The organism is uncultured Eubacterium sp., assembly GCF_934525195.1.
In the GTDB taxonomy this organism is placed as follows: Bacteria; Bacillota; Clostridia; order Oscillospirales; family Acutalibacteraceae; genus Eubacterium_R.
Map to the genome: position 1 here is coordinate 1 of NZ_CAKSZA010000008.1, position 15,652 is coordinate 15,652.

17 protein-coding genes are annotated in these 15,652 nt (G+C 40.4%); 5 read left to right on the forward strand and 12 right to left on the reverse strand.

Translation table 11 applies throughout. From position 1 onward, the window contains the following. Positions 1-104 precede the first annotated feature (104 nt). The 5 genes from Q0E03_RS08095 to greA form a co-directional block, all read right to left on the reverse strand. Positions 105-389 carry a transcriptional regulator gene (locus Q0E03_RS08095; RefSeq protein WP_367270258.1) on the reverse strand — a complete coding sequence of 95 codons (285 nt, stop codon included), beginning with the start codon at positions 387-389 and terminating at the stop codon, positions 105-107. Positions 390-868: 479 nt separating this feature from the next. After that, positions 869-1,294: an N-acetyltransferase gene (locus Q0E03_RS08100; protein WP_297131455.1), complete on the reverse strand. Its 426-nt coding sequence runs from the start codon at positions 1,292-1,294 to the stop codon at positions 869-871. A gap of 184 nt (positions 1,295-1,478) precedes the next feature. Further along, positions 1,479-2,243, reverse strand: a complete 765-nt coding sequence (locus tag Q0E03_RS08105; protein WP_297131458.1) for a zinc ribbon domain-containing protein — start codon at positions 2,241-2,243, stop codon at positions 1,479-1,481. A 337-nt stretch (positions 2,244-2,580) separates the two neighbouring features. Next, positions 2,581-4,065: a lysine--tRNA ligase gene (lysS, locus tag Q0E03_RS08110; RefSeq protein WP_367270259.1), complete on the reverse strand. Its 1,485-nt coding sequence runs from the start codon at positions 4,063-4,065 to the stop codon at positions 2,581-2,583. A gap of 372 nt (positions 4,066-4,437) precedes the next feature. Beyond that, positions 4,438-4,905: a transcription elongation factor GreA gene (gene greA, locus Q0E03_RS08115; RefSeq protein ID WP_297131461.1), complete on the reverse strand. Its 468-nt coding sequence runs from the start codon at positions 4,903-4,905 to the stop codon at positions 4,438-4,440. Between the two features lie 330 nt (positions 4,906-5,235). Between greA and Q0E03_RS08120 the strand changes: the two genes are divergently transcribed. Both Q0E03_RS08120 and Q0E03_RS08125 read left to right on the forward strand, forming a co-directional pair. Further along, the gene (locus tag Q0E03_RS08120) at positions 5,236-6,444 is read left to right on the forward strand and encodes a DUF4417 domain-containing protein (RefSeq protein ID WP_297131464.1); all 1,209 of its coding nucleotides are present in this window, start codon (positions 5,236-5,238) and stop codon (positions 6,442-6,444) included. A gap of 108 nt (positions 6,445-6,552) precedes the next feature. Beyond that, the gene (locus tag Q0E03_RS08125; protein WP_297131468.1) at positions 6,553-6,879 is read left to right on the forward strand and encodes a hypothetical protein; all 327 of its coding nucleotides are present in this window, start codon (positions 6,553-6,555) and stop codon (positions 6,877-6,879) included. Between the two features lie 69 nt (positions 6,880-6,948). On the opposite strand, the gene Q0E03_RS08130 is transcribed toward Q0E03_RS08125, so the two are convergent. The 7 genes from Q0E03_RS08130 to Q0E03_RS08160 all read right to left on the reverse strand — a co-directional run bounded on the left by Q0E03_RS08130 (position 6,949) and on the right by Q0E03_RS08160 (position 13,371). Next, positions 6,949-7,200 (reverse strand): PspC domain-containing protein, encoded by a 252-nt coding sequence (locus tag Q0E03_RS08130; protein WP_367270255.1) that lies wholly within the window; start codon positions 7,198-7,200, stop codon positions 6,949-6,951. A 24-nt stretch (positions 7,201-7,224) separates the two neighbouring features. Next, a complete protein-coding gene (locus Q0E03_RS08135; protein ID WP_297131471.1) occupies positions 7,225-7,938 on the reverse strand; it encodes a LiaF transmembrane domain-containing protein in 714 nt (237 codons plus the stop codon). 519 nt (positions 7,939-8,457) lie between these two features. Continuing rightward, positions 8,458-9,666: an aspartate kinase gene (locus Q0E03_RS08140; RefSeq protein WP_297131474.1), complete on the reverse strand. Its 1,209-nt coding sequence runs from the start codon at positions 9,664-9,666 to the stop codon at positions 8,458-8,460. Between the two features lie 55 nt (positions 9,667-9,721). Beyond that, on the reverse strand, positions 9,722-10,939 hold the full coding sequence (locus Q0E03_RS08145; RefSeq protein ID WP_297131477.1) for a homoserine dehydrogenase: 1,218 nt from the start codon (positions 10,937-10,939) through the stop codon (positions 9,722-9,724). A gap of 11 nt (positions 10,940-10,950) precedes the next feature. Further along, positions 10,951-11,379 carry an ACT domain-containing protein gene (locus tag Q0E03_RS08150; RefSeq protein ID WP_294837368.1) on the reverse strand — a complete coding sequence of 143 codons (429 nt, stop codon included), beginning with the start codon at positions 11,377-11,379 and terminating at the stop codon, positions 10,951-10,953. Between the two features lie 172 nt (positions 11,380-11,551). Continuing rightward, positions 11,552-12,700, reverse strand: coding sequence for an ATP-binding protein (locus tag Q0E03_RS08155; RefSeq protein ID WP_297131481.1), 1,149 nt, complete (start codon positions 12,698-12,700; stop codon positions 11,552-11,554). Continuing rightward, a complete protein-coding gene (locus tag Q0E03_RS08160) occupies positions 12,697-13,371 on the reverse strand; it encodes a response regulator transcription factor (RefSeq protein ID WP_297131484.1) in 675 nt (224 codons plus the stop codon). The genes Q0E03_RS08155 and Q0E03_RS08160 overlap by 4 nt, the downstream gene beginning before the upstream one ends. Positions 13,372-13,512: 141 nt before the next feature. Here Q0E03_RS08160 and Q0E03_RS08165 point away from each other — a divergent pair, with 141 nt between their 5' ends. Genes Q0E03_RS08165 through Q0E03_RS08175 form a run of 3 tightly spaced genes read left to right on the forward strand, consistent with a single transcriptional unit; the run spans position 13,513 to position 15,602 of the window. After that, the gene (locus tag Q0E03_RS08165; protein ID WP_297131486.1) at positions 13,513-13,659 is read left to right on the forward strand and encodes a CD1871A family CXXC motif-containing protein; all 147 of its coding nucleotides are present in this window, start codon (positions 13,513-13,515) and stop codon (positions 13,657-13,659) included. A 16-nt stretch (positions 13,660-13,675) separates the two neighbouring features. Continuing rightward, on the forward strand, positions 13,676-14,620 hold the full coding sequence (locus Q0E03_RS08170; protein ID WP_297131617.1) for a 4Fe-4S binding protein: 945 nt from the start codon (positions 13,676-13,678) through the stop codon (positions 14,618-14,620). Positions 14,621-14,633: 13 nt separating this feature from the next. Beyond that, the gene (locus Q0E03_RS08175) at positions 14,634-15,602 is read left to right on the forward strand and encodes a TlpA disulfide reductase family protein (protein WP_297131489.1); all 969 of its coding nucleotides are present in this window, start codon (positions 14,634-14,636) and stop codon (positions 15,600-15,602) included. Positions 15,603-15,652: the final 50 nt, after the last annotated feature.

The window sequence follows — 15,652 nt, forward strand, 5'->3', positions numbered from 1 at the left end:
ATTATCAACGGGAGGAAAATTGAACAACACAAAGAGGATTTTGTGTTGAATTCAAAAACTCACAAATTTCGATTTGTATTTCTGTTTGTTTTAAAATCAGCATATCAAAACATCAAGGAATTTACATCAACAAGTTTTTTCTTTTTAGGTGTCGGGAGTTCGTCATACATTGCATTGAAAAGTCCTGTTAAAAGCTCTCTGTTGTCGACATTGTCCACAAAAAGCATTTCTTTTGCACCGTTATACGGCAATTCATAAACTGTTTCGGGCATATACATAATTGCTGATTTAACAGGTTTTACAAGCAATCGGTCATCATAAATACCACCGACAATGTTTGTGACAAGGGTCAAAATCGGAAATTCCGTTTTAACGGGTATCAAACTTATGGCATAGCGTAAAACCGCACCGAGCGCACCGCCAAGTGCTACAAACAAAAAATTCATTTTAGTCTCCTTAATTATTAACAAATATCATTATACCATAAGAAAAAGTTTTATACAACCGTGGCATAATAAGGTTTATCAACAGTCTAAAAGACCTTCGAAAAAAGGATTCAGCATGTCGAAAAAGTATTTTTGACACGCTGTAGGCTGTTGAGAAAGGTTCTGAATTTCGTTTTCTTGCGAACTTTGCTGTACGATGGTACCGCTTGTGAGCAAAAAACGAAAAACGCCAAAAATGCTGTAAGTATCAAACTTACAGCATTTTTAAAACCCCACCGTCAACACTTTGTGTTGCCACCTCCCCTTTTGCTAAAAGAGGAGGCATTAAGCGGTTAGTTTATTTTATTGGCGTGATTCAGGGGCTTTATCGACAGTCTGAAGCCTTTGAGAAAAGGATTTCTCCTCTTTCAAAGGTCAAGTTATTATTTTGATTGCCACATCATTACAAATTCTTTTTCTCCGGTAGCTTCGTCTGATGCTTCACGCCTGATTTCAAAGCCTTCTCTTTGATAAAATGATATTGCACGGATATTTTTCTGATACACATTTAAAGACAATTTAGGTTTCTTATTTTTTATATAATTCAACAGCAAACCGCCTATACCCTGCGACTGATTTTCGGCAGAAACAAAAATACCCTCAATGAATTCGCCGTTCAGTCCTATAAAGCCTTGTATTTTCTGATTATCTTCATAAACATAGACTTCAGCCTGCAACAGCATTTCTTTCACTATTTCAAAATTATTTCTCCAATATTGAGCAAGAACAAAAGAATGCGCCTTTATATTTGTGTCCAACCATATGTCGGCAACCCTGTTTAAATCTGCTTTTTGTAATTTTCTAATCATAACAGAACTCTCCTGTGAATTCTTATTGCTTCCTGCTTATTTTAAAATCAGCTTATCAATACATCAAGAAACTTACATCAACAAGTTGATAACATTATAATCACATATATAAGTTAAGTCAAATAAAAAGCGGACACATATCCGCATACATCAATTTAAAGAGAACTGTGTTCGCCTAAACATTTTACCTTTTCTTATATAAAACAAGTTCGGGATTTGTTCCGTTTTCTTCGTAAGTCGAAATCAAAATAAAATCCATATTGGCAAGAACTCCAAAGCACCTGTCGCCTCCGAATTTACATTCAAGCTGATTGCCGAGATAAGTTGCATTGTCATCCAAAAACTTCACCGATTCGCCGTTTGGAAGCCTGTATTCCAAATTAACATAACTCCCCACAAGTGCATTTAGTTTTGTCAACTTCGGCATACCGTCAATATTAAGAGCATTAATTTCATCAATCAAGGCAGATTTGAATTCATCAAAAGCACCGTCATCACCGAGTTCTTCGTATCGTTTCCAATAATCAAGAGTCGGAAGCATTTGGTGCAAATAAGCACGCACATTATCTGCCGAAAACTCATCATTAGCCATATTTTTCACGCAAACCTCAATCAAGTCATCCATATCGCTGTACATATACTCACCGTCTGCATAACACCACTTGCAATAATTCTCATTCAAAAATCCGTCTTTTTCTCTGCTGATAATTTCGTCTTCCAACGGCATACCGCAACATTGGCAAATCATTTTTCTCGGCGAGCCGAGAAGTGTATTGATTGACACATCAAACAGCTTTGAAAGAAGTTTTAATGTTTCGGTATTAGGAACGGTATCACCGTTTTCCCAGCGAGAAACAGCCTGCCTTGTGACAAACACCTTTTGAGCAAGTTCGTCTTGAGAAAGTCCTGCTTTTGTTCTTAAATCAAAAATAATATTCTTTGTTTCCATAACATTCACCGCCTTTAAGTTCATTATAATATATCAACGGTTCTTACACAAGCAACACGCTGTTGCTATATAAAATTAATAGGCGAACACAGTTCGCCCCTACGGCGTTTTATATCATTCGAACAATTTAAAATGAATCGAATCTCGTAGGGGCGACCTGCGGTCGCCTGACTTTATTACATTTTGATTATAAATATTTAACGGCACGCTTTATCTTGTAACAACAGTTTTTTCTTCTGCATATAACAGCGATGTCAAGCCACCGGCAACTTTGATTTATATTCCTGCTTATTTTAAAAAACAGGCAATCCTATTTGAACTGCCTGTTGAAAAAATATTATTCGTTGATTGGCTTCATTGTCGGGAACAAAAGAACATCACGGATTGAATAGCTGTCGGTGAGGAGCATAACAAGTCTGTCGATGCCGATACCGAGACCGCCTGTCGGAGGCATACCGTATTCAAGAGCCATAACGAAGTCGTTATCAATCATATTTGCCTCGTCATCGCCTGCTTCACGAAGCTTCATTTGAGCCTCAAAACGCTTCATCTGGTCGATTGGGTCGTTAAGCTCGCTGTAAGCGTTACCGTATTCACCGCCGAGAATGAAGAGCTCAAATCTCTCGGTGAGTTCAGGACAATCAGGCTTTCTCTTTGTAAGCGGGCTGACCTCAACAGGATAATCCATAATGAATGTTGGCTGTGTGAGATTTTCCTCAACAAATTCCTCAAAGAATGAATTGAGAATGTCGCCCCAGGTTGCCTTGCCCGGTGCAATTTCAATATCCTTTTCCTTTGCGATGGCAACAGCCTTTTCGTTGTCGCCCATAAATGAAGCAAAGTCTATACCGCTGAATTCCTTAACAGCATCAACCATTGTAAGGCGTCTGAACGGACTTTCAAGGTCGATTTCTGTGCCGTTGAACACAATATGGAGGCTGTCGCAAACCTCGTTAGCTGCGTTGCGGATAAGAGCCTCTGCAATGTCCATCATACCGTGATAATCGGTGAATGCCTGATAAAGTTCAATGCAAGTGAATTCAGGGTTGTGACGAACATCCATACCCTCGTTACGGAAGTTTCTGCCGATTTCATATACTCTTTCCATACCGCCAACAATAAGACGCTTAAGATAAAGCTCTGTTGCGATACGGAGATACATATCCATATCAAGAGTGTTGTGGTGAGTGATGAACGGTCTTGCAGCTGCACCGCCCGGAATAGTGTTGAGGATAGGTGTTTCTACCTCAATAAAGCCGAGATTATCAAGATATGAACGGATTGAAGAAATAATCTTTGAACGCTTGATGAAAGTATCCTTTACATCAGGATTCATAATCATATCAAGATATCTTCTGCGGTATCTTGTGTCTGTGTCGGTAAGACCGTGGAACTTTTCAGGAAGCGGAAGAAGTGACTTTGAAAGAAGTCTGAGTTCCTTTGCGTGAACAGAAATTTCGCCTGTTCTTGTTTTGAAAACAAAACCCTTGATTTCAACAATATCGCCGATGTCCCAAGTTTTGAATTCCTTGAACACTTCCTCGCCGACATCGTTCATTCTTACATAAGCCTGAATTCTGCCGTTTCTGTCTTGAATATCAATGAAGTTTGCCTTGCCCATATCACGCCAAGTCATAATTCTGCCGGCGATAACAACATCTTTTTCCTCAAGCTCGTCAAAGTTCTCAACGATTTCGTTTGAGTGATGTGTTTGGGTTGCGATTGTGATTTCAAACGGGTCGTTGCCTGCGTTTTGAAGAGCAGTGAGCTTGTCAATTCTGATTTGCTTTTGCTCGTTTTCGCTGAGGACAACCTCTGCCATTGTCATCTGTGCGGCATTTGCATTGTTGCCGATTTTTTCAATAATCTCCAAAGCCTCTGCCTCACTGTCGGCACTGCCCTCAAGTGCAACAGCACCTGTCTGCAAGAACAAAGTGAACTTAACCTTGTCGCCGTCAGCCTCTACCAAATACTTTGGATTTGTCTTTTCCTCGTCACCGGCAATAGCGTTTTGAACTTTCATACGAGAGTTCTTCTTTACTGCCTTGACGCCACGCTTGCAAGCATCTTCCTTGTCAAATTCAGGAGAAGTGCCGACAACCTTTTCGTCTACTATAAATTCAAATGTGAAAGCGCTGTCACCGTGCTTGGTGATTTCAAACTTTCCTGCCATAGTTTTTACCTCTTATTTCAATTAGTCGATTGATTTGATTTCAAATTCCAAGTTGCCGATAGGAGCTTCAACAACAACTGTTTCGCCTACGCCTGCACCGAGAAGTGCCTTGCCTACCGGGCTTTCGTCAGAAATTTTGCCTGCTGTCGGGTTGCTCTGTGAGAAACCAACGATTTCGTAAACAAACTCTTGATTGTCTGTTTTGCGAAGAACTGTTACCTTTGAGCCCATCGAAACCTTGTCGCCTGCTGCCGAATCAACGATAACCGCATTTTCAAGCTGATATTCAAGTTCTTGAATTCTTGCTTCAATCTTTGCCTGCTCTGATTTTGCTTCATCATATTCACTGTTTTCACTAAGGTCACCGTATGAGCGGGCAACTTTAAGTTTTTCTGCAATGTCAACTCTGCCTTCTGTTTTAAGTTGTTCAAGCTCTGCCTCAAGTTCTGCCTTACCTGCCGCAGTCATTGTAAATGTTTTTGCTGCCATATTGAAAACTCCTTAAATAAATTTATAAAAATATACTTTTTAACTAAATAATTATATATTATATTATGCACAATGTCAACAACAAAAAATTTGACGGCGAATTTATTTAAAGTAATAAAAAATTAATTTTTCAAAAATTTATCCTATTTTGTTCACTTTATATACTATATAGTGCATGCATTATGACCGATTAAATGTACCTATGGTTGCAGCGGCTGATTTCGTTCACTAATATGGAAATTATCAAACAAAAAAGGAGGAATTTCTATTACAAGTTACGAATTCAGAAACGACGCAATGTTTCTCAGAAATCAATTCAAAAGCGTTGGGATGTTTAAGCTTCCGCTTATAAAAAAACAAGAAATTGGTCTTGAAGATGTAAGCCTAATCGGTTATGATAAAATTAATCAAAGTAATGATTACAAAAGTACAGTACATTTCTTTCTTGACGATTACAGATTTGAAAGCATATATAACAATCCCGAAAATAAAATTGAAACGCTCAAAAAATACAACGCTGTTCTTTCACCCGATTTCAGTATGTTTGTTGAAATGCCGATTACTTTGCAGCTTTTCAGCACATTCAAAAACAGATGGGTCGGTGCTTATCTGCAAGAACAAGGTATAACTGTTATCCCAACCGTTCGGTGGGGTGATCTAACAAGTTTTAATTTCTGCTTTGACGGAATTGAAAAAGGTTGTGCAGTTGCAGTTTCAACAATCGGGGTAAAAAAAGAAAAATCACATTTTATGCTCAGTTATAATGAAATGCTGAACCGCATAAAGCCAAGCAAAATTATTTGTTACGGTAAGCCTTTTGATGAAATGAAAGGCGATATAATCGAAGTTGATTATGCCAAAACAAATAATTTGTCAAAAGGCTACATAAAAAAGTTTTTCGGTTACATTTCCAATAAAGGCGGCGGTTCCGCTGACGGTCAAAGTTCGGGCAATCCGGAGCCGAAAGAAACTTGGGTTCCAAAAGATGAAGAAGCCAAAAGATTTTTAGGCAAGCCAGGAGAAATAATTGAAACGATTGATAAAAACGGTGAACGAAGATTAACTAAAATAGGCAAAGACGGCAAAGCTATCAAAGAAAGACACTATTCTGATCACAGAAAGGGACATAAACATACTAATCCTCATGATCATAATATTGATTGGGTAGATGGACATCCAAAGCCATCTCCACCGATAAATTATCCGAAAGATAACATTCCTGAATTCAAGTCAAAGGAGATATTAAAAATGTATACCAAAAACGACCATATTCTTGAATATCCCAAATACAAAAGCATAAATGATTTTAAGGAAAGTTTAATTTACGGCAGAGAAATTGTGATAAAATGGAACGAAATTGAATATTCGATAGAATACGAAAACGATTCTATGAATGATTTTTCTATATGTGAAGCATACAAGCCGGAAACCGAAATTCACTTTAAATCAATCAACGAACTGCTAAATTCAAAATTAAATTCAAGCACCTGCTTAAAAGATGTGATAACCGAGGCAGAAATCACTTGGAGAAACATTTAAAAAGGATTAATACAGATAAAACGATATGAACAAATTATACAAGATGACTGCAAAAGAATTTGAAGAAAAAAAATTCTTTACAAACACAGCGACACAAAATATATTGTTATGGACGGAAACGGCATAACAACATACGAAGAATATTTTGACAGGCTTTGGCAAGCATTCGGCTTCAGCGATTTGCCCAAAGGATGGAAAAAAGATAATCACAGTGAATATGATTTTATGACTGATGATGATTTTTTACCCAATGATAAATATGTTTTTATTATAAAAAACTATGAACAATTTTTGAAAAGTAATCCAACAGAAAAGAGTAAAATCGAGAAAAGATATAACAATTATCTGTTGCCGTTTTGGGATGAAGAGGTTGAACGGGTTGTTGTCGAAGGCAAAAGAAAAGATTTTGACATCTATCTTGTATCAAATGAATAGTTGTTCCTAAAAAAACGCAATCTGTTAAAAAGAGGTTATCTCAAATTAATGAGACAACCTCTTTTCTTATTAATTGTTTTGGTTATTGCCCGAATCATCGGTCGGAGCGTAATACGGGTCTTGGTAATTTGCGTTGAACGGCTCATCGGGAATAACGAGAGCACACACAACATAGGCAACAACACCTGCACCGCCGACAAAGGTAATAAGTGCCCACAAAAGCCTTACTACTGTTGGGTCAATGTTGAGATAATTTGCAATACCCGCACAAACACCACACAACTTTCTGTCTGTGGTTGATTTATATAATTTTTTACTCATAATTTTATTCTCCTTTTTTACAGTTCATTTTATATCAGTTCCGCCAAAAATATTGGTTGCGTTGACAAAAATTGTTTTTGCGTCAGGCGGAAGATTTTTGTTACTTTCATCCGAAATTCCGCCCAAAAAGCTGTTTGATTTTACAACAACTCTGACATCTTGCGGAACATAAATATCCATTCCGCCAAAGATAGAATTTGCGTTAATTACGCAGTTATGCACTATGTCCGCATTGCGAATATCCAGCTTTATTCCGCCAAAAATCGCACTGAACTTGCCACCTGCAAAGCCGTTTTCAAAACGATAATCTTCGCCCGAAAATACCGCACTGTACTGCTGATTTCCCTGTGGAATATAAACAGGCTCGCCGTATGTATTAGGGTCTTGCACGTCCTGTCCGTCAACCTGCGGATAATCCGTTTTTTTATCAAAAATATTGCCGACAATCACGCTCGCACCGATAATTACAATAATGAGCGGAAGCAAATAATTTTTAAATCTCCAAAGGTCGAAATATTCATTTGCAAACAAAGCCAATCCGACCGCAAGGCAAATCAAACTGCCTTTTTTATTCTTTTCCGTGATAAGACCGATAACCGACGGAATGATGATGAACAAAGTCCACCAGCCGTCAAAATAAAGATTCGAAAGCACAATGACATTCGCTTCTTTAAGTCCCCACAAAATGCCGAGTGCGATGATAAACACGCCCCAAATTATGCCTTTTGTTTTTTTCATAACTATCCCTTCCTTGTAATTTATTAGCATAGCTTCTTTATTACACAATAGCATATTTGTCCATAAAATACAACAATATCCGCTAATAGTTAATATAAAGTTTTTATATTACGGAATTGTGACCTCTTTATTACAATTTATTCACATTATAAACGGCGGTTCATAAAACAAAGCAAAGCAAATATTAAGATTTGGCAAAGAAAAAAATGAGAGTGTATCAAAAAGTATTTACGGCACAATACAGGCTGTTGAGAAAGGTTCTGAATTTCGTTTTCTTGCGAGTGGGAGCTGTACATGGGTACCGCCCCCGAGCAAAAAACGGAAAACGCCAAAATGCCGTAGGTTCAATACCTACGGCATTTTTAAAACCCCACCGTCAACACTTCGTGTTGCCACCTCCCCTTATAAATAAGAGGAGGCAAATCGGTTAAATATATCTGACGTGTTTCAGGAACTTTATCGACAGACTAAACGGCTTCCGAAAAAGACGGAAGCCGTGATAAATCCTATTGATTTTAATTAGTCATTAGGGATAAATGCGTTGTGAACAGCAGTAACTGCTCTGTCTGCATCGTCTGCATCGATGATAACGGAAATCTTGATTTCCGATGTTGAAATCATACGGATGTTGATGTCTCTTTCATAAAGAGCCTCGAACATCTTTGTTGCAGTGCCCGGATGAGATTCCATACCTGCACCAACGATTGAAACCTTGGCAACATTTGTGTCACAAACAATCTTTGCTTCCTGAAGATGTGAAGATTCTTCAAGGAGTTTAACAGCAACAGGACCGTTGTCCTTGCTTACTGTGAAAACGATATCCTTTGTATTATCTCTGCCGAATGACTGAAGAATGATGTCTACGTTGATGTTCTTTTGTGAAAGTTTTGAAAACACATTGAATGCAACACCCGGATTATCCTTAACACCCAAAACTGATACAAGAGCTACATCCTTATCCTTTGTTACGCCTCTGATTAACATTTTTTCCATTTTTGCTACCTCCTTAACGATTGTACCCGGAACCGGGTTAAGTGATGAAAGAACTTCAAGTTCTACTGAATATTTCTTTGCCATTTCTACTGAACGGTTGTTGAGCACCTGCGCACCCAAAGTTGCAAGTTCAAGCATTTCATCATAAGTAATTTCCTTGAGCTTACGAGCATTTTCAACCTTTCTTGGGTCTGCTGTGTAAACGCCCTCAACATCTGTAAAAATCTGGCATTTGTCTGCGTGAAGAGCAGCAGCGATTGCAACAGCCGATGTATCTGAACCGCCTCTGCCGAGAGTTGTGATGTCGTCATATCTGTTAAGCCCCTGAAAGCCTGCCACAACAACAATGTTGTGTCTTGCAAGTTCTGCCTGCAATCTGTTTGTTCTGATATTCTTAATTCTTGCAGAGCTGTATGCGGAATTTGTGTTAAAGCCTGCCTGCCAACCCAAAAGGCTGATTACAGGGAATCCCAATGATTCAATAGCCATTGCAAGAAGTGAAATTGAGATTTGCTCACCTGCAGCAAGAAGCTGATCCATTTCTCTGCTCTTTGCCTTTGGATTAATTTCCTTTGCCTTTTCAATAAGGTCATCTGTTGTGTCGCCCTGTGCGGATACGACAACAACAACTTCGTTGCCTGCCTTATAGGTATCCGTAACAATCCTTGCAACATTCATTACACGCTCGGCATTTGCTACTGATGAGCCACCGAACTTCTGGACAATAAGTGACATAATATTCCTCCTAAAATCAATTTATTGAAATGCGGATAACCGCAATAATTACTTATTAATAATTTGTTACCTTAATCTTGTTGATTACATTTACGCCCTCAAGCTTTTTATCAAGAGCATTTTCGGTCATTGAATCTGTGATAAATGCAACTTCATCTGACGGCTGACCTGTTCTTGTGAGGAACTTGACATTGTGGAACAATGCAACAGCTTCGCTTTCGGTTGCCTTTGCTCTGACATAGAACGGCATTTCGAGAGCAGATTTTTCGTCAACTACATAATCCTCTGCGCCTGCGCCCCAACCGAAGTTCTTTCTTCTGTTAACATGAACGGCACAATCTACCATATCTGCAACAACAGCAGAAGCTGTCGGGAGCTTGCCTGCGCCTGCGCCGTAGAAGCAAACGTCTCCTACTGCGTCGCCACGAACAAGAATAGCGTTGAACACACCGTTTACGCTTGCAAGCTGTGAGCCGTGGAAAACAACTGCAGGGCTTACAAATGCAGTAATCTTGTCGTCATCAATCTTCTTGATTTGACCAAGGAGTTTGATTACACCGTGAGCCGATGAAATATATTCAACATCTTCAAGAGTGATTTTTGTGATACCCTCTGCTCTAACCTGATTTGGATATACATGCTTGCCGAATGCAAGAGAAGCAAGGATACAAACCTTACGACAAGCGTCAAATCCCTCGATATCTGCCGTTGGGTCTTTTTCCGCATAACCGTTATCTTGTGCGAGTTTGAGTGCGTCCTCAAATGTCATACCGTCCTCAATCATCTTTGTGAGGATAAAGTTTGTTGTGCCGTTGAGAATGCCTGCAACGCCCTCGATATTATTTGCCGCAAGACATTGTGCCATAGGTCTGATAATAGGAATACCACCGCCTACGCTTGCCTCGAACAAATAGTTTACACCATGCTTTTCAGCTGCTTCAAGAAGTTCAAGACCTTTTTGAGCAACAAGTTCTTTGTTTGAAGTGACAACGCTTTTGCCTGCTTCAAGAAGTTTCATTGTGAAATCAAATGCAGGATTAACTCCGCCCATTGTTTCTGCAACAACCTTTGTTTCAGGGTCGTTGAGAATATCGTTGAAATCCTTTGTGAACAAATCCGCATGCGGGTCATTCGGAAAATCACGCAAGTCAAGAATATGGCTTACCTCAAGCATTTCGCCTGCTGTGCGGTTTTTGATACTTTTTTCGTGAGTTTCGATTACTTCTACTACGCCCGAGCCTACTGTTCCGTAGCCCATAACTGCAACTTTCATATTTTATCCTCCTATACTAACTCGGCAGACTTAACACCGCCGACTGATTTTATTTTTTCCAAAACATCTTCTGTCATATGACCCGACTGAGCAAAACTTACGGTTATTGACACATCTGCAATATTATTTACAGGTATGCTCTGATTAACCGCCAAAATGTTTGCCCCTGCCAAATATAACTCATTCATAACCGAGCTGAGCACTCCGGCATTGTCCTGAAGTTTGGCGTTGATTGTTGTGACATCGTCGCCCTGTTCGCTGTACTCAAATATTTTATCCTTATATTTATAGTATGCCGAGCGAGATATTCCTGCCATCTTTACAGCCTGCGAAGCATTTGCCGCTTCTCCCGACTGCAAATAGCCTTTTGCCTCAATCACCTTTACATAAACCTCAGGCAGAACGGACATATCAACAAGCAGATAATTAACTTTTCCCATAGTGTACACCACCCGCGGACAGTTGTATTACTGTGAAAAACACTTTTCATATATTATCACAAAACCTGCATATAATCAAGGGTTATTTTTCATTTTGTGAAAAATAAATAAAAAAGTGGCTCAAATACCAAATTCAAACCACTTTTTTGCATATGTTTCGTTCTGTTTAGGACTAATCATCCTTACATTCTCTGTTCAAGGGAAATGTAACCGCCATAACGGTTCCGCTTTCCGTGCTTTCTTCTGCCTGCACTTTGCCGTCGTGAATATCGGCAATTTCCCAAACCAAAGAAAGACCGAGACCGACACCGCCATTTTCTCTGCTGCGAGATTTGTCCACACGGAAGAACGGCTGAAAAATGCTTTCTTTATACTTATCGGGTATTCCGCAACCTGTGTCGGCAACCCTGATGACAAGATTGTCGCCCTCCTGTGAAACCGAAACTCGCACCGTTCCGTCAGGTCGGTTATATCTGATTGCATTTTCGGTCAAATTAAATATCAAGCGATAAATCAATGTGTCACTGCCCACCATAGTGCCATTGCCTTCATATTCAAGAGTGACGCCCTTTTTTTCTGCCACCGGAGAAAGATCGGCAAGGATTTCCTCAATCATAGGAGCAAGTTCGATACAGTCGTTGCAAGGCACAGTGCGAAGTTCGCTCATTTCAAGCAAGGTCTTTGTAACCTGCGACATTCGCTCGGTTTGTTCTTGCAACAATTTGAGGAACTCGGCACTTTCCGCATCCAAATTGGGATGTTCAACAGAAAAAAGTTCAAGCTGTGCCTGAAGCAATGCAAGAGGGGTGCGCAATTCGTGTGCCGCATTTCCCGTGAATTGCCGTTGTGCCGTGAATCCCTCATCAAGTCGGTCAAGCATCTGATTAAAAGAAACGCTGAACTGCTTGAATTCGGCAGGCACATCATCGGTTATTTTCATATCCGGCAAGTTATTCGGCTGAACATTCTCGACCCTTGAAGCAAAAGTGTGCAAAGGCTTCAATGCCCTACCGCTTACAAAATAAGCAAGCACACCGCCAAGCAATGTAACAATCGCCGTTATGCACCAATTTGTGTTAACAAACGACTCCTGCGCACCGTTAACTATAATAGTTACCTCTTCGTTAAGTCCTGAATTTTCAGGGTCAAAATATTCCTGCTCACCTTTATTAGTATCGCTGTTGGCGGAAATATCGCTGCCGATTGAATCCATATAATGTGTGCCTGAATAACCGATAAGGCAATTCATCGACACGCAGGTTATACCTATTAGTATTGCAGTCATCAAAGTTATTCGCCATTGGAGAGAAATTTTTTTCATTCTTCTTCCTCCATTGTATAGCCCTCGCCGATTCGATTGCGAATCGGGTCATATCCAAGAGCAGTGCGAAGCTTCTTCCTTAAAGCGGAAATATGTACCCTTATCGAATTGCTGAAATTATCAACGCTGTTGTCCCACACATGCTCAATGAGTTCTTCCTGACTTATCGGGCGGCCTCTGTTGACCATAAGATATTCGAGTATGCCTGTTTCCTTGCGAGTGAGCGGCAAAGGCTCACCGCCGACAATAGCCTTGCGTGATTTTGTATCAAACGACACATCACCGCAGGTCAGCACAACATCATTTTGAGTGAACTGTCGGAGGGTAAGGCTGCGAATTCTTGCGGCAAGTTCTTCCAAATGAAACGGCTTTGCCAAATAGTCGTTTGCCCCTGCGTCCAAACCGTCAACTTTGTCGGACACTTCACTGCGTGCAGACAAAATCAATACCTTTGTGTCACGGTCGTTTTTTCTGAGTGTTCTCAAAACTGTCATACCGTCGGCACCCGGCAAATTCAAATCAAGCACAACGAGGTCGAAACTGTCGTCAGCAAGCATTTGCATTGCGGTTAATCCGTCATAGCAACAGTCAACGCTGTATGCAAGACGCTTCAAACTGCGTGCAATCGTTTCGCACAATGTTCTTTCGTCCTCAACAACTAAAATGTGCATAAAAACTCTCCTTGCTATAAATTGTTTTTCAATTATGATTATAGCACAAAAACATAAAATTTGTGTTAAATTTCTGTTCTTAACGAAAAATTTATATCCGCTGTGCTACAATAACCGCAGAAAACGAAAGGAGTGATTGAATTGACCAAGGTTAAAAAAGCTTTATCACAGGCTGTGTTGCTTGTTTCGGGAGCTGTTATGTTGGGCTTCGGAGCAATGCGTGGCGAGGTCGAAACCGTGCTGAGCAAGGCAATCAAACTGTGTTTGGAGTGTGTAGGTATTGGATAAAAAGAAAAGAAAAAATATAAACCATAATAAGAAAAAACAAACGGCTTCTAACCGATTAGCCAAATTTCGTGGATGGATTCAGGCAGGGGCGACATTGCTCACAAACATTCATCTGCCGAATTTCGTCAAAGGCGGAATTTATCAAGGCAAAGGCAAAGCCGTTTGTGTGCCGGGTCTGAACTGCTATTCCTGTCCTGCCGCATCGGGCGCTTGCCCAATCGGCTCATTTCAGGCGGTAGTCGGCTCGTCAAAATATAAGTTTTCCTATTATATAACAGGATTTCTCATTCTGCTGGGAGTTCTGCTCGGACGCTTTATCTGCGGATTTTTATGTCCGTTCGGTTGGTTGCAGGATTTGTTGCATAAAATCCCGACCAAGAAACTCTCAACCAAGAAGCTCAAACCGCTGACATATATCAAATACGCAGTACTGCTGTTTGCAGTTGTTTTATTACCGGTGCTCATAGTAAATGATTTGGGGATGGGCGACCCGTATTTCTGCAAATACATATGTCCGCAAGGTGTGCTTGAGGGTGCATTACCGCTTTCGGCAGTCAACGAGGGAATCCGCTCGGCATTGGGAAAACTGTTTTCGTGGAAACTTGTTGTGCTGATTTCGGTAGTCGTTTTGAGCGTGCTGTTTTACAGACCGTTCTGCAAATGGCTCTGTCCGCTCGGTGCATTTTATGCGCTGTTCAACAAAGTTTCGCTGTTTGGGATGAAGGTAGACGAGCACAAATGCGTTTCGTGCGGAAAATGTGCAAAGGTGTGCAAAATGGATGTTGATGTTACAAAAACACCGAACAGCACCGAATGTATCCGATGCGGAAAGTGCATAAGTGCCTGTCCTACCGAAGCGGTCAGCTTTCAATACGGCTTCGGCTTGCTTGGAAAGACAGTAGACGAAAACGCAAAAATCGAAAATAAAACAAACAAAAATGAAACAAAAGAGGAATTATAACGGAGGAATAATTATGAAGTTTTCAAAGCTTTCAAAAATCTTAACAGTAGTATTATTAGTTTCTGTGTTGGCAATCAGCCTTATTGCTTGCTCAACAACAAAAGACAACAAAGACGAGAAACAGTCAACAGACTCAAGCATTTCAACCTTGATGGCAACAGAGCCGAGCAACGCCGACGAGGCTTCAAAGCTCTACAAGCAGCTTATGGAAAAAGAAAACGAAATTTTGTCAACAGACAAAAAACTTTGGGAAAAAGTATTTTTAGCTTCAAACAAAGAAAATCCTATGATTGAGGACGGCACAAACTACGGCGACTTCCTCCTCAAGACAATCGAGGGAGCAAAAGACCAATTCACAGACGAAGAATACAAAAAAGTCGTTGCCGGTGCAGAACAAATCAAGGAAATTGAGGGCAAACTCACAATCTTGGAGCAGAAATATCCTGAATGTGCAAACGCACCTTCAAACGGCGACAGCGTTCCGGCAGACAGTAACGGCGTTGTTTCAGACAGCGGTGACGCAACAAGCTTCCCTTCATTTAACGGCAAGGACCTTGACGGCAACGATGTAAAGAGCAGCGACCTTTTCGCAAACAGCAATGTAACGGTTGTTAACTACTGGTTCAGCACTTGCAAGCCTTGTGTCGGCGAACTTTCCGAATTGGAAGCACTCAACAAGAAACTTGCAGAAAAAGGCGGTCAGGTTGTCGGAATCAACACATTCACACTTGACGGCGACAAGACTGCGATTTCCGAAGCAAAGGACATTCTCTCCAAAAAGGGTGTAACCTACAAGAACATTTGGTTTGATTCAAACAGCGACGCAGGCAAGTTCACATCAGGCATTTTCTCATACCCAACAACATATGTTGTTGACAAGAACGGCAACATTGTAGGCGAGCCAATCGTTGGTGCAATCACCGAAAAGAATCAAGCAAAAACACTTGAAAAACTCATTGACCAGGCTTTACAGGTTAAATAATAAAACAACACAGCAAAGTAAAACCTCTCCCGAAACTAATTCGAGAGAGG